Annotated in this window: 18 protein-coding genes; 14 read left to right on the top strand and 4 right to left on the bottom strand. The window is 37.0% G+C overall.

Going from position 1 to position 22,282, the window contains the following annotated elements:
- The first annotated feature begins 104 nt into the window (after positions 1–104).
- The 4 genes from JZO71_RS00735 to JZO71_RS00720 all read left to right on the top strand — a co-directional run bounded on the left by JZO71_RS00735 (position 105) and on the right by JZO71_RS00720 (position 8,363).
- Positions 105–722, top strand: a complete 618-nt coding sequence (locus tag JZO71_RS00735; RefSeq protein ID WP_067483031.1) for a lysophospholipid acyltransferase family protein — start codon at positions 105–107, stop codon at positions 720–722.
- A gap of 152 nt (positions 723–874) precedes the next feature.
- Positions 875–1,993, top strand: coding sequence for an exonuclease SbcCD subunit D (locus JZO71_RS00730; RefSeq protein ID WP_206897675.1), 1,119 nt, complete (start codon positions 875–877; stop codon positions 1,991–1,993).
- A gap of 6 nt (positions 1,994–1,999) precedes the next feature.
- Positions 2,000–5,152 (top strand): AAA family ATPase, encoded by a 3,153-nt coding sequence (locus JZO71_RS00725; protein ID WP_206897674.1) that lies wholly within the window; start codon positions 2,000–2,002, stop codon positions 5,150–5,152.
- A gap of 16 nt (positions 5,153–5,168) precedes the next feature.
- Positions 5,169–8,363, top strand: a complete 3,195-nt coding sequence (locus JZO71_RS00720) for a DEAD/DEAH box helicase (RefSeq protein WP_206897673.1) — start codon at positions 5,169–5,171, stop codon at positions 8,361–8,363.
- 104 nt (positions 8,364–8,467) lie between these two features.
- Here the strand turns inward: JZO71_RS00720 and JZO71_RS00715 are convergent, their stop codons facing one another.
- Positions 8,468–9,175, bottom strand: coding sequence for an HAD family hydrolase (locus tag JZO71_RS00715; RefSeq protein WP_206897672.1), 708 nt, complete (start codon positions 9,173–9,175; stop codon positions 8,468–8,470).
- Positions 9,176–9,940: 765 nt separating this feature from the next.
- Between JZO71_RS00715 and spxA the strand changes: the two genes are divergently transcribed.
- From spxA to pepF, 4 genes are all read left to right on the top strand, one after another.
- Positions 9,941–10,339, top strand: coding sequence for a transcriptional regulator SpxA (gene spxA, locus JZO71_RS00710; protein ID WP_067483021.1), 399 nt, complete (start codon positions 9,941–9,943; stop codon positions 10,337–10,339).
- Positions 10,340–10,631: 292 nt separating this feature from the next.
- Positions 10,632–11,288 carry an adaptor protein MecA gene (locus JZO71_RS00705; RefSeq protein WP_206897671.1) on the top strand — a complete coding sequence of 219 codons (657 nt, stop codon included), beginning with the start codon at positions 10,632–10,634 and terminating at the stop codon, positions 11,286–11,288.
- Between the two features lie 112 nt (positions 11,289–11,400).
- Positions 11,401–12,417: a competence protein CoiA gene (locus JZO71_RS00700; protein ID WP_206897670.1), complete on the top strand. Its 1,017-nt coding sequence runs from the start codon at positions 11,401–11,403 to the stop codon at positions 12,415–12,417.
- A gap of 109 nt (positions 12,418–12,526) precedes the next feature.
- Positions 12,527–14,338 carry an oligoendopeptidase F gene (gene pepF / locus JZO71_RS00695; RefSeq protein WP_206897669.1) on the top strand — a complete coding sequence of 604 codons (1,812 nt, stop codon included), beginning with the start codon at positions 12,527–12,529 and terminating at the stop codon, positions 14,336–14,338.
- A gap of 182 nt (positions 14,339–14,520) precedes the next feature.
- On the opposite strand, the gene JZO71_RS00690 is transcribed toward pepF, so the two are convergent.
- Both JZO71_RS00690 and JZO71_RS00685 read right to left on the bottom strand, forming a co-directional pair.
- On the bottom strand, positions 14,521–15,198 hold the full coding sequence (locus tag JZO71_RS00690; RefSeq protein WP_206897668.1) for a ClpXP adapter SpxH family protein: 678 nt from the start codon (positions 15,196–15,198) through the stop codon (positions 14,521–14,523).
- Between the two features lie 118 nt (positions 15,199–15,316).
- Entirely contained in the window at positions 15,317–15,892 is a 576-nt protein-coding gene (locus tag JZO71_RS00685) for a CYTH domain-containing protein (protein WP_206897667.1), read from the bottom strand.
- A gap of 132 nt (positions 15,893–16,024) precedes the next feature.
- On the opposite strand from JZO71_RS00685, the gene yjbM reads away from it, so the two are divergent.
- From yjbM to mgtE, 4 genes are read left to right on the top strand one after another with little or no spacing between them, the layout of a single operon-like run.
- A complete protein-coding gene (gene yjbM, locus JZO71_RS00680; RefSeq protein WP_206897666.1) occupies positions 16,025–16,711 on the top strand; it encodes a GTP diphosphokinase in 687 nt (228 codons plus the stop codon).
- Entirely contained in the window at positions 16,708–17,505 is a 798-nt protein-coding gene (locus JZO71_RS00675) for an NAD kinase (protein WP_206897665.1), read from the top strand. Before yjbM ends, JZO71_RS00675 begins: the two co-directional genes overlap by 4 nt.
- A gap of 1 nt (position 17,506) precedes the next feature.
- Positions 17,507–18,406 (top strand): RluA family pseudouridine synthase, encoded by a 900-nt coding sequence (locus tag JZO71_RS00670; RefSeq protein ID WP_206897664.1) that lies wholly within the window; start codon positions 17,507–17,509, stop codon positions 18,404–18,406.
- A gap of 17 nt (positions 18,407–18,423) precedes the next feature.
- Complete coding sequence (mgtE, locus tag JZO71_RS00665; protein ID WP_206897663.1) at positions 18,424–19,785, top strand: magnesium transporter; 1,362 nt, start codon at positions 18,424–18,426, stop codon at positions 19,783–19,785.
- A 136-nt stretch (positions 19,786–19,921) separates the two neighbouring features.
- Here the strand turns inward: mgtE and JZO71_RS00660 are convergent, their stop codons facing one another.
- Positions 19,922–20,560 (bottom strand): copper homeostasis protein CutC, encoded by a 639-nt coding sequence (locus JZO71_RS00660; RefSeq protein WP_206897662.1) that lies wholly within the window; start codon positions 20,558–20,560, stop codon positions 19,922–19,924.
- A gap of 103 nt (positions 20,561–20,663) precedes the next feature.
- Between JZO71_RS00660 and JZO71_RS00655 the strand changes: the two genes are divergently transcribed.
- Positions 20,664–21,521 (top strand): methyltransferase domain-containing protein, encoded by an 858-nt coding sequence (locus JZO71_RS00655; protein WP_206897661.1) that lies wholly within the window; start codon positions 20,664–20,666, stop codon positions 21,519–21,521.
- A 233-nt stretch (positions 21,522–21,754) separates the two neighbouring features.
- The gene (gene trmL / locus JZO71_RS00650) at positions 21,755–22,258 is read left to right on the top strand and encodes a tRNA (uridine(34)/cytosine(34)/5-carboxymethylaminomethyluridine(34)-2'-O)-methyltransferase TrmL (RefSeq protein ID WP_206897660.1); all 504 of its coding nucleotides are present in this window, start codon (positions 21,755–21,757) and stop codon (positions 22,256–22,258) included.
- Positions 22,259–22,282 lie beyond the last annotated feature (24 nt).

The following is a 22,282-nucleotide window of genomic DNA, read 5'->3' as shown; positions in this document are numbered from 1 at the left end:
TCGTTTGTATTATACTATGTTTGTCAAAAAGAACCAAGTTTGCTTGCCAAGGAAGATTTTTTTAGGCATACTATCTATGTTCAGCAAAGAGAAAGGAAGAGTCTATGTTTTATCGATTTATGCGCGGGGTTGTTCGAGTTGTCTTAGCAATAGTCAACGGCAATGCCCACTATGAAAATAAAGAATTATTGCCTAAAGATGAGAATTACATATTAGTTGCGCCCCATCGTACTTGGTGGGACCCATTGTATCTAGCAGTTGGAGCAGCACCAAAGAAATTTAGCTTTATGGCAAAAGAAGAGTTGTTCAAAAATTCAATTTTACGATTTATTTTGACACATGCGAATGCTTTTCCTGTCAAACGTGATAAGCCGGGGCCAAGTGCAATCAAAACGCCTGTAAAAATTTTGAAATCAACAGACCTAGGACTCATCATGTTTCCAAGTGGCACACGCCATGCGACAGAGTTAAAAGGTGGAATGGCACTGATTGCTAAAATGGCAAAAGTGAAAATTGTTCCGGCTGTGTATCAAGGACCATTAACACTTGGGGATCTGTTTAAGCGAAAACGTGTAACGGTTCGTTTTGGAGAACCAATTGACTTATCTGACATTAAGAAAATGGATAAGGAAGGTTTGGAAGAAGTGGAGCGTCGAACACAAGGTGCGTTTGATCAATTAGACAAAGAAGTAAATCCTGATTTTAAATATGAAATAAAATAAATAGGGAGCTACGAGAAAATCAATTTTGATTTTTTCGTAGCTTTTTGTTTGGTCTCTGTTTTTTTATAGATATAGGAGATGTGAAACATTTCTGTTACGACCTTCTGGGAAGTGTTATAATCATTAGAAGGACATTTTTTTGAGGTGAGTATATGCGTTTCTTGCACACGGCCGATTGGCATATTGGTAAAAAATTACAAGGCTATGATTTACTTGAGGAACAGGAGCAAGTTATTTCAGATATTTTGAATGTAGCAAAAGAAGAACAAGTGGATGCAATCATCATTGCAGGTGATTTATATGATCGAAGCGTACCAGCGACGGAAGCAGTAGAATTGTTTAATCAATTGATGATCGATTGGAATTTAGAAGAAAAATTTCCGATTTTCGCAATTTCTGGCAATCACGACAGTAGTATTCGATTGTCGACAGGGACACCTTGGTTTAACCAATCTAATTTTTTCTTACGCACTCAGTTTGCTGAAGCGTTTCAACCAATTACGTTTGGTGATACACAATTCTTTTTGTTACCTTACTTTGAACCAATTGCCGCTCGTTTATATTTTGAAGACGAAGAAATTCGTACAATTCAACAAGCAATGGCTTTAGTCGTCGAAAAAATGCAGACGCTATTTGAACCAAATAAAAAACACGTATTAGTAAGTCACTTTTTTGTAACGGGAAGCTCAAAATCTGACTCAGAAACAAAAATTGAAGTTGGTGGGTTAGATGCAGTGTCTGGCGACTTGTTGAGCGATTTCGACTATGTGGCATTAGGCCATTTGCATAATCAAGCGGCTTTGCACCAAGCAAATGCACGCTATAGCGGTTCGCCGTTGAAGTTTTCTTTATCAGAAATCAATCAAAAAAAGGGTGTCTGGATTGTTGATTTAGATGATAAGCTACAATTGACGTTTCACGAGCTGACACCACTTCATGATATCCAAGAACTACAAGCCAATTTTAAAGAACTCTTAAGTCCAACATTTTATCAAACCATTAATCGAGAAAATTACACGCAAATCTACTTGATGGATCGAACGATCATTCCTAATATGATGAATCAATTGCGGAAAATCTATCCAAGAATCTTAGGTGTGGAACGAGTGAATGGTCGGCTGGAAACAATAACAAAAAAACAAACAGTAGAAATGAAGGATCCAAAATCAATGGCGATGACTTTCTTTAAAGAAATAACAAATGAACCACTGACCAATCATCAAGAAAAGTGGCTTACAGAAACTCTACAAGAACTCATGGAAATGGAATGATCAATGATGAAACCACAAAAATTACGATTAAAAAACTTTGGTCCCTTTATTGATAAAACCATTGATTTTTCACTTTTGACTGAAGCGCCCCTATTTTTGATTAGCGGGAAAACAGGTGCAGGCAAGACGACAATCTTTGATGGAATGACCTATGCTTTGTTTGGAGAAACCTCAGGGAGACTACGCTCGGGAAAAGAGATGCGTTCGTTATTTGCGACACCGGCAGAAGAAACCAGTGTCACTTTTTCGTTTGAACATCAAAAACTCACTTATGAAGTCACGCGTAAACCTGAGCAGATATTGGCTAAGCTAAAAGGTGACGGGAATCGTAAGCAAGCAGCGAAAGTTTCCTTGACGATTTTTGACGAATCAGGAAAGGAAGCACGTCAATTAACGAAACGTGGGGAAGTCGATGAGTTGATTAAAGAACTCTTACACTTAGATGCTAAGCAATTTTCACAAATTGTATTACTGCCACAAGGGGAATTCCGTAATTTTTTGATTTCATCTAGTAGTGAAAAGGAAGTAGTACTCCGTAATTTATTTGGTACGCAGATTTTCCAACAGTTCAATGAAATCTTAAAAGAAAAAGCCAAGAAACAACAGAAAACACTTGATTACTTAGAACAAGAATTATTGCTTTTACAAAAACGCTTTGTTTCTTTAGAAGAACGAGATTTTTCTGAGCTGAGCTTTGAAGAAGTGATGCAGTGTTGGACAAAAGAACAACAAGTGTTAGCAGAGAAAATCGAACTTGTTCAACAACAGTTGAGAAAAGAGCAAGATGCGCAAGAAAAGCTGGAAAAAGAGTATTATCAAATCCAATCTGTACAAAGACAAAGAGCAGAAAAGCAAACGTTACTCGAAAAACTAGAAAACTTGCTTGAAATGCAAGACGAAATAACGGAAAAAAAACAATGGATTCGTTATTATGAATTTGGACAACGCTTGATTGACCCAGTATCACATAACAAAGAGTACGAAAATGAACGACAATTACTCCTTGAAGAGGAATCAAAGCAGCGCCTTTTATTGAACAAGCTACAAGAAGAATTCACGCAGTGGAAAGAAAAAGCCAAGGAACGGAAAACTTTGCAAGAAGCAGTTGAACTGCTAAATGATGACTATCAAGAAAAGAAAGCACTGCTTCCTCGTGTCAAGGAATACACGGAACAAGGCAAGTCACTTCAAGTGATCAATGCGAAATTGGCTGGTGGTACGCAAAAGTTGGCAGACCTACAAGAACAACAAAACGTATTGAATAAACGCCAACAAGAAATAACACAGCTCCTAACAACACAAGAAGAACTAGCAAAACAACAACTGTCATTCGCAAACTTACAGCAACAAAAAAGAGAGTGGGAACTTGCACAACAAGAAACACAAAAACTTGACCAACAAAAAACACAGAGTCAGCAACAATTGGTTCAGTTAAGTAGTGAAGTCACAGAAATTAAAAAGGAACGAACAAAACATCAAGCGAAAATCGCCCAACTTAAAAGTCAGTGGGCAAAGCAACAGATCGTTCAGTTACAATTATTACTTTTACCAGGGGAACCTTGTCCAGTCTGTGGTTCTGTCGAACACCCACTAGAAAATATCAGTCATGAAGCACCTGAAAAACAAGCTGTGCAGCAACTGGAAAAAGAATTAGCAGATGCGGAAAAACATGCAGAATCGTTAAACCTACTTCTTGGCCAAAAAGAAGCATACTTAGCTAAAATTGAACAACAATTGGAAAAAGAAGAAAAAGAATTAGCTAACTCACTGGTAAAAGAAGCAAACTGTGAACAAACATTGAGTGAATCATTCCAAGATTTTTCTTTGATTGAGGATTCATCAAAGATAACAGTTACCAATGAAAAAGTTTCAGGTTTGTTTAGTGAGATTGAGCAAAAAATAATTCAAGAAGAGCAACTATTAGCAAAAGCAAAGACGGAGCAAGTATCCTTGCAAGCAAAACTTGAAAAAAATCGCCAAGCGATCGAAGAACAACAAGAGATTCAGGCAGAATTATTGGCGAATCGTCAGCATCGCAGTGGTCAAATGGAAACATTAAAGCAGCAATTAGCGACAGTTGACATTAATACACTGGAAGAAGTCGTGCAACAGCTGGCTCAACAAATAGAAGAGCAAAGTAAACAATTAGCTCAAGAAAAAGCAGCTGGAGAAAAAATCAATCAATCCATTGCGTTAACGCAAGCACAACTCAGCCAACTAACGGAACAATTAGAAAAATTAGTTGCCAAACAAATGAAAACACAAGCAAAAATTCAAGGGTTGTTAGCTGAACAAGCGTATTTTGACTCAGCAGATGCAGGAGTAGCTTTTGCGCAGCAACAAGTTGAATACGAGGAGTACAAAACAAGTGTTGCAACATATCAAGAAGAACAATTGATTACTAAGGCGAAACTGGCCCAACTAGAATCCGTGGATTTGTCAGCTGAAATGCCAGAAGATGCGCATTTAGCTGAACAGATTGCACAAGGAAAACAAGTGATTGAAGAACAACAAACAGCACTCTATAAAATTCAAGAACAACAAGAAAACAATCAAGCCATTGTGATGGAATTTTTAGCACTTTATCAAACAAGCCAAGAGCAACTGGATGAGTTGGCACAACTACAACAGCTTTCACAAACAATCAACGGTGAAAACGTGAAAAAAATCAGTTTAGAAAGATATGTACTTCAAGTGTATTTACAAGAAGTACTCCAAGTCGCTAACAATCATTTACAACGTCTGACGAAAAATCGATATCAGTTTGAGTTAGCAGATTCAGTTGGGAGCTATCGTGGAAAAACTGGATTGGAAATCAATGTGTATGATGACGAAGCAGGTATGACACGAAGTGCACATACCTTGTCTGGGGGAGAAAGTTTCATTGCTGCCCTCTCATTAGCGTTAGCATTAGCAGAAGTTATTCAGGCACAGTCAGGTGGCATTACTGTTGAAGCACTATTTATCGATGAAGGATTTGGTTCACTAGATGAAGAAGCCCTAGAAATGGCAATGGAAGCTTTAGAAACAATTGAAAGTGAAGGAAGGATGATAGGAATCATCAGTCACGTAAGAGAGTTAAAAGAACGAGTGTTACAGCAAATAAGAATCGATGCAAAAGGTAGTGGACAAAGTACCGTTCGCTATCATCTTGGATAAAGGGAGATTGATAACGATGAAATGGAGTATTCCGGAAAAAGTGATTGAACGCGGACGCAAATACTTGCAAGAAGGTCGAGTGTTATCGGTTGTTCCTGATCAAGAAAATAACGTATGGCATGCTGAAGTATTAGGTAGCGAATTGTACATGATTGATTTAGATGGTACAGCAAAGGAAGTTGATTATTGCCAATGTCCTTATTGGGAAGAGCATCATTATTGTAAACATACGGTAGCTGTTGAATTATACCTTCGTTCCAAAAATGTTTCTCGAGTAATGAGTAAAGATCAGCCGATGCTTGAACCAGTTCGAACAGTTAGTGAAGGTGAGATTTTAAGCAAAGGGTTTGCGCGTTTACAAACGAAACAAACAACGCATGCCATCCAGCCGCTAATTGTTGAGTATCAAGTTGAAACAATTGAAACCAATCAATACCATCCAGAATTAGCGTTACTAGCAGTTTCTTTAAGAATCGGCTATTTAAAAGCACCTAAGAAAACCTATATTGTCAAAAATATTTATGACTTTTTGCAAGCTTATACAGAAAATGAATCTTACACTGTAAATAAACAATATCAATTTGAATTGAACAAACGCGCGTTTCAAGGAGAAGATCAAACGATTTTGAGCTTATTCGCTGGAACTGCGCAAACACAACAACTACTCGGTGTCAGCGGGCTGCAAGTCAAAGGAAAATTAGACAAACGATATTTGATGTTGCCAGTAGAGCAAGCAAAATATTTGTTGGAGCAGATGAATCAAACCACTCGTTTGCAAGTGATGGTTGATCAACAAACCTATCAAGGAATTGAATTTTCAGAACAAGAAAAGCCACTGCATTTTAAAGTAGTCAAAGAAGAAGAGGCGTATCTATTACGTGCTGAAAAGACATTTGATTTATTTTTTACCCACTATCAATGGGGGATGATACAAGGAACTTTCTATTCCTTGACGAAACAGCAGCAAACGATCTATCTTACTTGGGAACAACTAATGAAGCGTTTTGAAACACCGCAAGTCAAATTTGAAAAGCAACAACTTTCTTCACTTTTCAAAGAGTTGCTACCTTTGTTGTCTCAGATTGCAGAGGTTGAAGTAACAGAGGATGTAGAGTCAGAAGTTGTAGACATCCCTGTTGAATTTGTGTTTTTTTTCAGAAAGTCTAAAGGGAAAATTCAAGCACGAATTGATTTTATTTATGAAGATGTCATTTATTCAACTGATGAGAAGCACGAGGTACAATCAGGCTCTTCTCGTGAAGTTTTACGAGATCAAGCACAAGAACAACGAGTGATTGACTTATTCAAGATGTATCATTATCAAGAAAACGAAACTGGCTATGAGCGTGTGTTGCCTACCGGAGAAGAATTGTACGCTTTTTTCAGAACAGAATTAGCTGTTTTTCGTCAATTTGGCGAAGTGCGTATTGGTAAAAAATTACGTGAGCTGTATTTAGATGCGCAAAAGCACCAACCACAAATTGAAGTGACTGAAACAGGCTCATGGTTAGATATACGGTTTGATGTGACAGGCATCCAAGAAAAAGAAATCGATCATGTACTACAAAGCTTGTTGCGCAATGATGCGTTTTATACGTTGGAAAATGGTCAAGTATTATCCTTTGACTCAGAAGAATTTCAACAAACAAGTGAAGTTTTACGTCAGTTGAGAGAATCGATTCGCTCGGAGTCAGGAACGATTCATGTGCCTAAAAACCAAGGTTTGATTGTTCAAAGCCAATTATCAGGAAGTCGAGCAACCTTTAGCGACTCTTTCAAAAAAATGGTACAGGATCTGATCCAACCAGAAAACTATGAAGTAACGCTACCTGAGGGACTGCATGCCGAACTACGCGATTATCAAAAGCAAGGATTCCAGTGGTTGAAGATGCTCGGTCATTATCAATTTGGTGGAATTTTGGCGGATGAGATGGGATTAGGGAAGACGCTACAAACAATCGCTTTTTTACTGTCAGAAAAAGAAGAAAAAAAGGAATTGTCTGCACTGATTGTTGCGCCTGCAAGTCTGATTTATAACTGGCAAGCAGAAATCAAAAAATTTGCCCCTTCATTAAGCGTTCAAGTGGTCAATGGAAATAAAAAAGAACGGGAAACACTTCTTAAAAATGATGTTGATATTCGTGTAACCTCTTATGCTAGTTTGCGACAAGACGTTGTTGATTATCAAGAGATGCCAATTCAATATTTGGTTTTAGATGAGGCACAAATGGTAAAAAATAGCAGTACAAAAACGGCGCAAGCCTTGAGAGAACTACAAGTTCCACAACGATTTGCACTGAGTGGAACGCCAATTGAAAATAATTTAGAAGAACTCTGGTCATTATTTGCGACAATCATGCCTGGTTTCTTTCCAAATCGAACAAAATTCAGGGAACTTTCGACAGAAGAGATTGCACAGATGATCCGTCCGTTTGTTCTGAGAAGAGATAAGCAAACGGTTCTTCAAGATTTACCAGAAAAAACAGAAATGAATTTATATTCGGCTTTAACGGAAGAACAAAAGACAGTTTATCTTGCTTATTTGCGCCAAATGCGGGAGGAAGTAGCCTCAATGGATGCAGAAGCATTTAAGAAAAATCGGATTGGAATTCTAGCTGGTTTGACACGCTTACGTCAAATTTGTTGTGACCCACGCTTATTTATTGAGGATTATCAAGGTGGTTCAGGAAAATTAGAACAAGTGAAGGACATGTTAGTTGCTGCAAAAGAAAACAACCGCCGTGTGTTACTTTTCTCGCAATTTACTGGGATGCTGAGTATTCTGGAAGAAGAGCTGGCTGAGCTGGGAATGACAACCTTCTACTTACGTGGAAGTACAAAACCACAAGATCGCTTGACAATGGTGGATGCCTTTAATGAAGGAGAACGAGATGTCTTTTTGATTTCATTGAAAGCTGGTGGAACGGGCTTAAATCTAACGGGGGCAGACACGGTTATCTTGTATGATTTATGGTGGAATCCCGCAATTGAAGAACAAGCTGCCGGACGTGCGCACCGAATTGGGCAAAAAAATGTGGTAGAAGTTTGGCGAATGATTGCCGAAGGAACGATTGAAGAACGAATGAACTCTTTACAAAAAGAAAAACGAGAGTTGTTCCAAAAAGTGATTCAAGGAAATGAAGAACAATTAACGAAGCTAACAGAAGACGATATTCGCATGATCTTAAGTGTGGGCGAATTGGAAGAATAGCTTGAAAAATCGGTTAATGCTTTTGAAAAAGGTTACCCAATATAATCGCTGAATAGAAAAAAGCTTCCAGACAATTATTTTGTCTGGAAGCTTTTTTGATTTTGCTAGGCAAATACAGACTCCATTGTTTCAAGTAATTGATCGAATGAACTAATTTCGATATCTGAAACAGGTGTTGTATCAATTGTTCTTCCACGGTGATTAAACCAAAGTGAATGCCAATCTGCACGATGTGCGCCAAGAACATCATTGTCATAGTTGTCACCAACATAGAGAGTTTCTGCAGGGTCCATTGAAAAGGTTTCTGCTGCTAATTGGAAAATTTCTTTTTCGGGTTTTTGAAACCCAGTTGCTTGGGAAACGATCATATTTTTAGTTGGAATCCAATTAGCTAGTTGTAGCTGATTTAATTTTTTTGATTGGTGATCTGTTGGGCCATTCGTAATAATTCCCATAGGTACGTGTTTTTCTTTTAGAAAGTCGAGTGTTTTGCGAACCTCATCATGTAGACAAATATTGTTTAATTCATCTTCATATACTTGTTGGAAAAATAAACCATCTTCTTCAGTAATATGTGGATAATCTAAATCTTTTAGCGACTGGCTAATCCGATGCGCCCGCATATATTCTAATGTCCATTCCCCAGTCATCACTTTCGGGAAGTTTTCATCACTATGATGACGGAAACGAATATATAATGGATGCATATCTTCATCTGAAACCAGTGGAACCACTTTATTCACCGCATTTTTAAATGGTTGTTGTTGGTCATACATTGTATCGTCAACATCAAATACAACAGCTTTAATCAAATCTTACACGCCTTTCGATTTTCATTTGTTTTTTCACAAATCCTTCATCATTGTATCAGAAAAAAAACTCGATAAACGTTGATAATAAAGGTTTTTATTACTGTATTTTCTAGTCGTTGTTGTAACAACGTTTTTAAATTTCAGTTTTTTTCACCAAAAATGAGACAAAAAAGAAAAGAACAATTAAATCACTTAATTAGGCTTTTTTGAGATTATCTGGTTGTGTGCTTTTGCTTTTAAATCTAAAGAAAATTTTTAGAAATCAAATTTTGATACAGCATCAAAATTTCGTAGAAAACTTTAAATAACACTATTTTTCTTTTTAATTTAGAATTATTTTAATTGATTGTTTTTTATGTTAATGGTGGTGTTATTTAGTACAGTTGAAATAGGCGTTATGTTAAACATTTTTTGAGCACTGTAAGAGGACACAATTGATTTTGTGGGAATAAAAAACATATCCGTATGAATGTATCCGATTTCTTTCTGCTCTAACGATTTTAAAATAGTACAGTTTTTTTGGCTGTTTAATTTTGCAGAAAAATTGGAAAATGATTGGAGTTTTCTCATTTTAAAATGTGTATTAAAATGAAAAACCTTGCTTTTACTGTAAATAAACCTTAGATAACATTCATTTTTAAAAAAAAATATAAAAAAAAAGGTAGCTATTTAATTTACGATTAGGTATAATAGAAACAGATGGAAGATGAAATGAGTCTTCTGTTACAAAAATGTGATGATTTTCACGAAAAGGAGTGGTGCACGTTGTTAACACTATATACTTCCCCAAGTTGTACATCCTGTAGAAAGGCTCGTGCGTGGCTGCAAGAGCATCAAATCCCGTTTGTTGAGCGTAATATTTTTTCTGAACCGTTGAATAGCGCTGAATTAAAAGCTATTTTACAAATGACAGAAGATGGTACAGAAGAAATTATTTCAACGCGATCAAAAGTATTTCAAAAGTTGAATATGGATTTAGATGAACTGCCATTGCCAGAGTTACTAGACTTAGTTCAAAAAAATCCTGGATTGCTTCGTCGTCCAATCATGATTGACGACAAACGTTTGCAAGTTGGTTTTAATGAAGATGAAATTCGTCGTTTCTTACCGCGTGATGTTCGTCAATTAGAGTTACGTCAAGCCCAGTTGATGGCTGGTTTATAAAAGAGTATCGAACTTGGAAGACTGTCTGTAGATAGTCTTCCAAGTTTTTTGTTATAATAAAAAAATTAGCTGCTATTTTTAGTTCAAGGATAATGATCATTTATTTTTGGTTAGATAAGAATTCATTACACAATTATAAAAAAATAGCACCAGTTGATTGTTTTAGTAGCTGCTTCAATAAAGAAAAATTTTTTAACTTTCTATTGGTAAAGTGAGGTTTTCCTTTACATTTAATTGGTTTTCGCTACAATGAAGCTATATTAACCGTTGTGGCAAAGTGAGGTGTTGCGAAATGGAAATGGAACATATAAATGAAAATACCATCCGCGTGTTGATTGGCCATGAAGATTTAGAAGAACGAGGCGTCTCTTTTTTAGATTTATTGGGTAATCATAAGGAGATTGAGAATTTCTTTTATAGTATTTTAGAAGAAGTCGACATCGAAGAAGAATTTCGTGGAAGCGAAGCTGTGACTTTCCAAGTTTTGCCAAAAGGTGATGGACTAGAATTATTTATTAGTAAGAATTTGCCTGATGAAGAAATGATCCAAGCGCACGATGGTCCGATTGATTCAAATGATGTTAGTGAGTTTTTGCGCCAACAAGTCATCGATGATTATGGTGAGACCAAAGATGCGGAAGATGACTCTGTAAAAACAGATGAGAGTCGTGCGATTTTTGTTTTTGATGACTTTGAACAAATGATTCAGTTAGCTCAAGATGTACAGTTGGAGTCTGCTTGGACGGATCTATATTTGTTTGAAGGAAAATACTATTTATCAGTACATTTTTGGCTTGAAAATCTTAACCAAGTGGATGTAGAAAATCAAATTGCGAGAATTCTTGAATTTTCTAAGAAAAGTGATCGAACTGCAGACGCATTAAGCGAGCATGGAACATGTTTAATGGAACGAAATGCGATTGAACGTACTAGATTTTATTTCAACTAAATAGTGGCATTGAAAAGTCCTTGTTGATTGCCTATCAACAAGGACTTTTTTTTGCAAAAAATTCATTGGAAATCGCGTAGCTTCTTTTGACAAACAAAAAAGGGTGAATACGATGTTGTGTGCAAACAATCGATGGGGAAAAAGAGTAATCGCTAATGATGCTGAGAAACAAGAAAATTATTTTTGTCCAGCCTGTCTTTTGCCGGTGATTTTAAAACAAGGGAAGCAAGTTCGACCGCATTTTGCGCATAAAAAAAGTAATTTATGCCAAATGTTTAGCGAAGCAGAATCAGAGGAGCATATATTCTTGAAAGGAGTCTTTTATCAATGGCTAAAAAAATTCAATGAAAAGGTAGAAATAGAACCTTATTTACCCGAATTAGCCCAAAGACCCGATTTGCTTAGTGAAAATTTTGCGTTTGAGATCCAATGCTCGCCATTAACATATTCACGTTTTATTGAACGTACAATGAATTATCAGCGTAAACAGTTCACCGTTTGGTGGATTCTTGGTAGTGGCTTGATTAACAAAAAGTTATTGTCGGGACAAAAATTATCACAATTGGTGAAAGGAAGTTGCCGCTATGATGAGCAACGGAATGTTCATTTTTGGGCGGTGGATAGACAGGCAGGAAAGTTGTATCTCTATTATGGATTAACACTGTCGATTACTCGGGAAATCAGTTGTCAAGTGATGGAATGGTCGTTTTATACCTGTTCTTTAACTGAGATTTTGACAAAGAAATGGAGTAGTGGAACACAAGTGATTGCTGATCGAGCTAAAAAAAGCATTCATCAGGAACTCAATCGCCAATTACGCTGGAAAAAAGATTCTCTGTTACAAGTTCAAGAGTTTTGTTATATGAGAGGAAAGCATCTTCTTTATCTTTCATCATGGATTTACCAGCAAAGTGACTTTTTCTTTTTCTTTGGTACAAATGTGATTGTGTATCGAGTGCTTTTTGATGAAACAGTGAACGAAAATCGAGTGCTTCATTATCTTTGCTGGCGGGAAGAACTTGAAAAAATTTTGTCAGAGTGGTTATTTCCATTGATATCGAAAGAACAAACGTATTGGCGATTTTTTAAAGAGTGTTGTGATTTATGGAAAAAGAAAGAGGATAACTAAAAAGTTAAAAAACTTTTGTTAGAATATTTAGACTAATTTAAGCAAGAAGCTTTTGTCTGAGAAAATTTGTGATAAGATGAAGAAAGATTAAGAAAAAGGAGTCGATTTCATGAGTGAAACAACCCAATTACCGAATCGCGAAGAACTATCCGAAAAATTAACTTGGGATTTGACGAAAATTTTTGCAAATGATCAAGAATTTGACGAAAAATATCAAGAACTATCTGAGGAACTAATGCAGGCAGAAACATATAAAGGAACGCTGGCTAACGGTGCAACCGCATTTTTGAATGCGCTTGAGTTTGTTTTAGATGTTTATCGTAAAATTGAAGTATTGTATGTTTACGCTCATTTGAAGAATGACCAAGACACTGCAAATACGACATATCAAGCTTTGCATTCTCGTGCTGGCAGTTTAATGGCAAAAGTAGGGGAATCTGTTTCATGGTTAGAACCAGAAGTTCTACAATTGTCGGATGAAACGATTTGGAGTTACTTTGAAGAAGAACCAAAATTAGGAATTTATCGCCACTTCGTTCAACAAATGGTTGATAATCGCGCACATGTCTTATCAGCAGATCAGGAAGCACTTTTAGCTGGAGCTGGCGAGATTTTTGGCGCATCAAGTGGTACATTTTCAGTGTTGAACAATGCTGATTTAGTTTTTCCAACAATCACAGGCGAAAATGGTGAAAAAATCCAACTTTCTCATGGGGTTTATGGTCAATTGTTAGAAAGTACACATCGTTCTGTACGTGAAGCGGCATTTAAGGGACTATATGAAGTATATGAACAATTTAGAAATACTTTTGCTTCGACGTTAAGTGCGCATATCAAAGGGTATAATTTTAAAGCGAAAGCACGTCATTATGGTTCTGCTCGTGAAGCTTCTTTAAGCAACAATCACGTTCCTGAAAGTGTGTATGATACATTGGTTGAGGTAGTGAATAAGCATTTACCATTGTTACATCGTTATATGGAATTACGTAAACGTTTATTAAATGTGGAAGAACTACACATGTATGATTTGTATACTCCGGTATTAGGTGAAGCACCAATCAAGTTTTCTTATGAAGATGCAAGAGCAAAAGCCTTGGAAGCTTTACAACCAATGGGTGAAGAGTACATGGCAGTTGTTGAAGAAGCGTTTGCTGATCGTTGGATCGATGTTGTTGAAAACAAAGGGAAACGTAGCGGGGCATATTCTTCAGGAAGTTATGATACGAAGCCATATATTTTGTTGAATTGGCATGATACATTAGATCAATTATTTACCTTAGTGCACGAAATGGGCCATAGCGTGCATAGTTTCTTTACTCGTTCAAACCAACCGTATGTTTATGGGGATTATTCAATTTTCTTGGCGGAAATTGCTTCGACAACGAATGAAAATATTTTGACTGAGTATTTGTTGGAAACAGAAACAGATCCTCGTGTGCGTGCATATGTGTTAAATCATTATTTGGACGGATTTAAGGGAACAATTTTCCGTCAAACACAATTTGCTGAGTTTGAACATTTTATGTATGTTGAAGATGCAAAAGGTGTACCATTAACAAGTGAATACTTAAGTGAAAGCTATGGCAAATTAAATACAAAATATTACGGACCAGCAGTGGAAGAAGATCCAGAAATCAAATATGAATGGTCACGTATTCCACATTTCTACTACAATTACTATGTTTTCCAATATGCAACAGGATTTTCTGCAGCGTCTGCATTGGCGAAGAAAATTTGGACGAAAGAACCAAATGCGTTAGATAATTACTTAGCTTACTTGAAAGCAGGTAACAGTGATTATCCTGTGGAAGTAATGAAAAAAGCGGGTGTCGATATGACACAAGCAGCTTACATTGAAGATGCAATGGCCATGTTTGAAAAACGCTTGGACGAGTTAGAAGCGTTGATTGGTGAGTTATAAAAATCAAGAGAAAAAGGAAGCTTTCGTGTGGGGATACAGAAGATAATTTGTCTTCTTGTTACCAAGCTAAAAAAGAGTCTCGACTTTTGTCGAGGCTCTTTTTTTATGAAAGAAAAACCTCCAAGACAGAATGTTCAGGCTGTCTTGGAGGCTAAATAGATCATGTTTGTTTTGAATAAAAATTAATTTGAAAGTAAAGATAAGTGGCTTGCGCCAGTTGTAAACTTTGAATCAGTTGTATGTAATTGTTGACCAGTAAAAATTTGATAGGATTCATCAGTTACTTTACAAAGTTCTTGGATACGGTGAACACTGTTTGTGCCTTCGACTAAAACGCCAAAATCACAATCATATGCGTAATTATAAACAACAGCGGAAGGGTGTTTAGTAATTCCCATCTCTCGAGCGATTTTCTGGTCAGAGAAAAAAGCTTCCTTTACAAATTCAGATTGACGGTCTTCTTTGAACATTGCTAAATCTCCACCGATAGACGCAAAAAGTTCCTCAGATAAAGCTTGTGAATAAGGAATATCATTACAGCCTACAGCTTCTTGCAATTTAATCAAAAATTGACGCCCTTTTTTCTTTCCTTGAAACTGTGCAGCTTTACAATCAAGTGAGGCAGAGTAGATTGTTGAAAATAAATTGTTACGTTCTTCTAAATTTTGACGATCAATGCCTCGTGTTTGCATGACATCCCCAATTGTCTGCAAGTTAACTAAAGGTAAAAAACGAAATTGAACTTTTTTGTTTTTTAGATTTGTCGTCCCATATTCTTCTTCAATGAACTGTAACAGCTGCCGTTCCATATTAAAACAGTATTTCCCCAAAGGGTTCACGAAAAGATAAATTTCGATCATATGAATCTCCCCCAAAAATAGATTCTATATAATTAGTGAATTCTTTCATCCACAGACTATAACTTAACAGAAAAGGCGCAAAAAATGAACTCATGTGCCTTGTGAAAATGAAAGAAATCTAATTTTTTGCTTCGATCATTCGAGAGATTTTATTTTTTGCAGGACGATAAGGAAGGTTGAACGAATCCAAAAACTGTAAAAAATCAGCACTTGTTGTAGTTGTGTCTTGTACTTCGAGTTCTAATTCATAGTCATGTAAATTCTCTGCCCAGCTTTGGTCAATCGCTAAGAAACCTTCCTTTATGTGAAATTCTGCACGTTTAGTCGTTAGCTCTCCAGTTTTGATTAGTTGAGAGGAGTGGATTCCAAGCTCAATTAATTTTTCAAAGACGTGACCTGTGATTGGTAGCACATTTGATTGGAGGATGGCATCAGCACAAGCTCGGGTTAGTGTATCAGTTGTTTCTAATAACCCTGATACAGCTGGAGTTTTTAGTGTGTATTCTGCCGACGCTTCATACCTTCTAATGCGTAGTCCACAATTTTTGGCTTTTAATTGGAAATCAGGTGTATCAAAATAACTATTTGTTTGAGTTTTAAAATCGTTCGCTGTCAATTGATAATGAGCGATCAATTGTTGATATTCTGTTTGGGAAAGCATTGTTTTGAATTCAATTTCTAAATTTTCTGCCATGTTATTCGCTCCTTTTTCTTTATTTTGCCTAAATTTTCTTTTCTGGTCAATGAAAGGGTGAACGATTACGGAAACTATTGGTTGTATGGTAAAATAGGCAATGAATGTCAGTGCAAAGTAGAGGTATGAGTTATGGAACGAGATTGGGAAACATTTTTAGCACCATATGAACAAACTGTATCAGAATTGAAAGTTAAATTACGCGGGATTCGTAAACAATTCCGTGAACAAAATCAACATGTGCCGATTGAATTTGTAACTGGTCGTGTGAAACCAGTCGATAGCATTGTAACAAAATCTCAGTTACGACATATTCCAATGGGACGGCTAGAAGAAGAAATGTCTGATATTGCTGGATTACGTATTATGTGTCAGTTTGTCGAAGATATCCACCAAGTTGTAGAGGTGATTCGTAACCGTAAAGACATGAAGGTAATTCAAGAAAGAGACTATATTACAAACAAAAAAGCAAGCGGGTATCGTTCCTATCATTTAGTAATCGAATATCCTGTTCAGTTGATTAACGGCGAAAAGAAAATCTTGGCTGAAATCCAAATTCGAACATTAGCAATGAACTTTTGGGCGACAATCGAACATTCGCTAAATTATAAATATCAAGGTGTTTTTCCAGAAGAAATGAGCGAGCGATTACAACGCGCTGCAGAAGCCGCATATCAATTAGATGAAGAAATGTCTAATATTCGCGAAGAAATCCAAGAGGCCCAGCGCTTGTTTTCTCATGGTCGAGGAAAATCAGATGATGTTTATTATCGAACGTTGTTAGATAAAGAAGATGAGAAGCAAGGAGGCAACGAATGAAAGTAGCCATTGTTCATAATAATGAAGCAAAAACATTAGAAGTTACCGAACGGTTGGTTGCTCTTTTAACGAAAGCGGGTATCAAAATCAATGAAAAAAATCCGGAATTGGTGATTTCAGTTGGAGGGGACGGAACATTACTTTCGGCTTTTCATCGGTTTAATCATCGGTTAAATGAAGTTCGCTTTTTAGGTGTGCATACTGGACATCTTGGTTTTTATACAGACTGGCGCGATTACGAACTAGAAGAGTTAGTTGATAGTTTACTGACGACACGCGAACAAAGTGTTAGTTACCCTTTACTAGATGTGCGGATCAGTTACACCAATAATCAACCGGACAAACATTTTTTTGCATTGAATGAATCGACAATCAAACGAGCAAACCGGACAATGGTTGCGGATGTGTATATCAAAGATGAATTGTTTGAAAGCTTTCGAGGTGATGGTTTGGCAGTTTCAACGCCGACTGGTTCCACTGCGTACAATAAAAGCATTGGTGGGGCAGTTATTCATCCAAGTATCAATGCTTTTCAATTAACAGAAATAGCCTCTTTAAATAATCGTGTCTTTCGAACATTAGGTTCACCCATTGTAATTGGGCAAGATGAGTGGGTTGAAATCAAATTAGAAAATACAGAAGATTATTTGGTGACAGTCGATCAATTGGACGTGGCAAAGGGACATATTCATTCAATTTATTACCGAATTGCGAAAGAACGCATCCATTTTGCTTCTTATCGACATATGCATTTTTGGCATCGCGTGAAGGATGCCTTTATTGGTGAGGGATAGTATGCAGTTTACATGGATATATCAAAAGGAACACCCGCAACAAGTGAAATATTTCTTGAAGGAACAGGGGATTTCCAAAGGTTTATTAGCAAAAATAAAATTTCAAGGTGGCGAAATCAAAGTCAACGAGCAAGTCGAAAATGTCTTGTTTTCTCTGACAGACAATGATAAGGTAACCATTGTGATTCCTGCTGAAGGAGAGCATGAAACAGTTCTTTTAGATGAGACGCCAATCGATATTGTTTTTGAAGATGAACATGTTTTAGTCGTTAATAAACCAGCAGGTATTTCTTCGATTCCGGCACAATACCATCCCAATGGTACGATGGCGAATCGAGTCAAAGCGTATTACAAAAAACAAGGGTATGAAAACCAAGTGATACACGTAGTAACCAGATTGGATCGAGATACATCTGGATTGATGCTGTTTGCCAAACACGGTTTTGCCCACGCAAAGTTGGATACGCAACTTCGAGAAAAGAAATTTACGAAAAAATATCAAGCGTTAATTAGCGGGAAAATCAATGAACTGCAACAACATGGAAGCATTGAATTGCCGATTGCGAGGGATTATACTTCGTTACTGAAACGAACGATTTCTCCAGAAGGTCGATCAGCGGAAACAGAGTATTGGCTTGACCAAGTTTTTTCTGATGCAGCATTGGTTGATATCCAACTTCATACAGGACGTACGCATCAAATTAGAGTCCATTTTGCTGCAATAGGTTGTCCTTTGTTAGGCGATGATATGTATGAGGGACGCATGGATTTGGGCATCCAAAGACAGGCGCTCCATTGTTATGATTTACGCTTTTATCATCCTTTTACTCAAGAATTATTAGAATTTAAGCAACCATTAGCAGAAGATATGTCTGCAGTGATCAAACGTTTTAAAGATTAAGGTGAGGTGAGATTGGTTTGGACGAAAATCAAGAATTAGAGGAAAGATTTGCCCAGTTGGCTCAGGATTTGAAGAAAAATAATATTCAAGAATTTAGAAATGATTTCTTGGAGATGCACATTTATGAGCAGGGGCAGTTCTACCAGTCACTCCCTGAAGATGATCGTCAATTGATCTATACGTATCTTTCGCCGAAAGAATTAGCTGATATGTTCGATGTGATTGAAGAAGATAATGAACATATGAAGGAATATTTGGCGGAAATGCGACCAAGCTATGCTGCGGATATGTTAGCAGAAATGTATACCGATAACGCAGTCGATTTGTTAAACACATTAGATAAAAAACAAACAGCTAAATATTTAAGCTTGATGTCCACTGAAGATGCTAGTGAAATCAAAGAATTGTTACACTATGAGGATGAGACAGCCGGTGCCATCATGACAACGGAATTTGTTTCGATTGTTGCCAATCAAACTGTTCGTTCAGCGATGTATGTGTTGAAAAATGAGGCGGATGTAGCGGAAACGATTTATTACATTTATGTGGTCAATCAAGAAGGAAAACTAGTTGGTGTTATTTCTTTGCGTGATTTGATTGTCAATGATGACGATACGATGATTGCTGACTTGATGAGTGAGCGAATCATCTCAGTGCATGTGGGTGATGACCAAGAAGATGTGGCGCAAACATTCCGGGACTATGACTTTCTAGCATTGCCAGTTACCGACTACGATGATCACTTGTTAGGGATCGTAACGGTTGATGATATTATTGATGTTATTGATGATGAAGCAGCAAGTGACTACTCTGGTTTGGCTGGGGTCAATGTAGAAGAAGTCAATGAAAATCCGATCAAGGCTGCATCCAGGCGACTACCGTGGTTGATTACACTCTTGTTTTTGGGAATGTCAACAGCATCATTGATTAGTCATTACGAAGACCTCGTGAGTGAAGCAAGTATTTTGGCGGTGTTTATTTCACTAATTACGGGGACAGCTGGGAATGCAGGGACGCAATCATTGGCGGTTGCTGTGCGACGACTAGCTATCTCAGATGAAAAGGAAAATAGTTTTACACGATTGATTCTAGCAGAAGTTTTCACAGGTTTAGTTACTGGAGCAGTGACAGGTCTGACTATTTTCTTGATCGTTGGTTTTTGGAAGAATAACTTTATTTTAGGGTTTGTTATTGGAATGGCGATGTTGTTTGCAATTACAGTTGCTAACCTAGCAGGCAGCTTAATTCCAATGTTGATGGATCGTTTGGGATTTGATCCGGCAGTTGCGAGTGGACCATTTATTACCACTTTAAGTGATTTGACAAGTGTGCTGATTTATTTTAATATTGCTTCTTTATTTATGGGGTATTTTATGTAAGGTTGTGGCTCAAAGCTGCTTTGAGAACACCGCGGATGAGGTTGTGCTCCGAGCGTTTAGTTCCAATAAATTAGCGAGCAATCATTTATATCATAAAAAGGAGTGTGACCTCATCAGGTCACACTCCTTTTTATGATTAATCTAGTGAAACAATTTTTGTCCCATGTACTTCAGTGACACTTAATTCTTTTGCAACTTGTTCTGCATTTTTATCAGATACACCGCCGCCGGGTAAAATAATCAAACGATTATCTGCATACGTAATTAATTCTTTCAAGTGTGCAAAGTTATCCTCAATTGCTGTACCGGCTGCACCACCATGAGTTAAAATTCGTTCAACGCCATGTTCAACTAGCCAATCGATTGCTTCAAATTGACGTTCTTTAGGGATGCTGTCAAATGCCATGTGGAAAGTGATCTGTAATCCTTCTGCTGTTTCAATCAACAACTCTAAAGCTTCTTCATCCAGCCAACCAGAAGGAGTCAGACAGCCAATAACAACACCATCTGTTCCTAGTTTCTTTGCTTCAATCAAATCAGTATGCATGATCTTTAATTCAATATCGTTGTAAACAAAGTCGCCTCCACGCGGACGAATGATCGTCATCACGGGGATTTCTTTTTCGCCAGCGTAGCTTAAAGCTTCTTCGATTACGCCAGTGCTTGGTGTGGTTCCCCCCACAGCAAGGTTGTCGCATAATTCAATCCGGTTCGCGCCACGGGCAATCGCTAAAGGGATCGAGGTGTAATTTTCGGCACAAAATTCTCTAATCATAAACTGCACTCCTTTGCTTTTCTTCTTGGGCATTGTAACACATTTTTTCCGGTTGCTAAAGTTTTCACCAACAGGTAAGATAAAAATGAAATGAGGGGAATATATGCTAAAAAAAATTGACCGTGGACGCCAGTTTTTACTGAAACATCAGCAGTTGTTTTGTTGTCCAGTTTGCCACGAAGCGATTGTCGCAACAGAACAAGGTTTAGTTTGTGAAAACAGTCATCGATTTGATTTATCCAAAAAGGGAACACTTTATTTTTTATCACATGCAGTCAAAACGGACTATGACCAAGAAATGTTTGCTCCTAGACGACGAATGATTCGTTCAGGAATGTACCAACCGGTAATCGAATTGGTTGCAAAATATCTACCAACAGAGGCGACTGTTTTAGATGTTGGTTGTGGAGAAGGTAGTTTCTTAAATGAAATCAATGAGTTGCAAAAAATAAAGACAGCAGTTGGTTTTGATATTTCTAAAGAAGGTGTGTATGCTGCAACGGAACAAGAAGTCCAAGCATTTTGGTGTGTAGCAGATTTGACAAACTTACCCTTTGCATCACAACAATTTTCAACCATTTTAAATATTTTTTCACCGTCACACTATCAAGAATTTCAACGCGTGTTAACAGATGATGGCGCGGTTTTAAAAATTGTACCTCAAGAAAACTATTTGAAAGAATTACGACAAGCTTTTTATCCGGATCAACCAGAAAAACAAAATTATTCAAATGAGCGAGTTGTCACAAAGTTTGCTGAATCACTAAACTTGATTGAACGTCAGCGTGTTACGTATGAATTTGAAATCCCAGAAAAAAATCAACAAGATCTCTTGGCAATGTCACCTTTGGAATGGCAAGTTGCGCCTGAAATAAAAGAGAATTTGTACAAGCATCCGCTGGAAAAAATTACAATCGATGTCGAATTATTAAAAGGGACTAAGAAAAACCGTTTACATTGAGTTTTTATTAACAAGTGGTTGCAAAAATAATTTAATGGTGATATAGTAGCAACAAGTTGTTTTTTCATTGGTTTTTATCAGGTTCCTGTTCTGATAAAAGATAGTGAGAAGAGCTTCACTAACGTAACGACTCGCAGTGACTAACACCGAGTTGATACGTTTTTTTTTATGCCAAAATTCAATCGTACTTACTAAATAAAAAAGAAACATTACCATGAGAGGATGAGCAACAGATGAATCATATCGTTTTATTTGAACCTTTGATTCCAGCAAATACTGGAAATATTGCACGAACATGTGCCGCAACGAATACACCCTTACATTTGATCGAACCTTTAGGATTTTCGACAGATGATAAACACTTAAAACGTGCTGGATTGGACTACTGGAACGATGTAAATATCAAGTATTACCCAAATCTCGAAGCATTTTTAGAATTTTTGGGGGATCAAAAACTACATTTGATTTCAAAATTTGCCAATAAAATCTATAGTGATGAAAATTTTGCAGATGGTGAAGATCATTTCTTTTTATTCGGTAAAGAAACTACCGGATTACCTGAAGAATTTATGCGTAATAATGAAGAAAAATGTTTACGTATTCCAATGAACGATGAACATGTACGTTCACTGAATTTGTCAAATACGGCAGCTATGATCGTTTATGAAGCATTGCGCCAACAGGGATTTCCTGCGTTAGAGTTAACACACCACTATGAACATGATAAACTAGATTAATCTTTGATAAAGAAGTGTAAAAAG

The sequence above is a fragment of the Candidatus Enterococcus courvalinii genome (genome assembly GCF_017315945.1).
In the GTDB taxonomy this organism is placed as follows: Bacteria; Bacillota; Bacilli; order Lactobacillales; family Enterococcaceae; genus Enterococcus_B; species Enterococcus_B courvalinii.
This window is presented reverse-complemented; position numbering and strand designations above follow the sequence as displayed.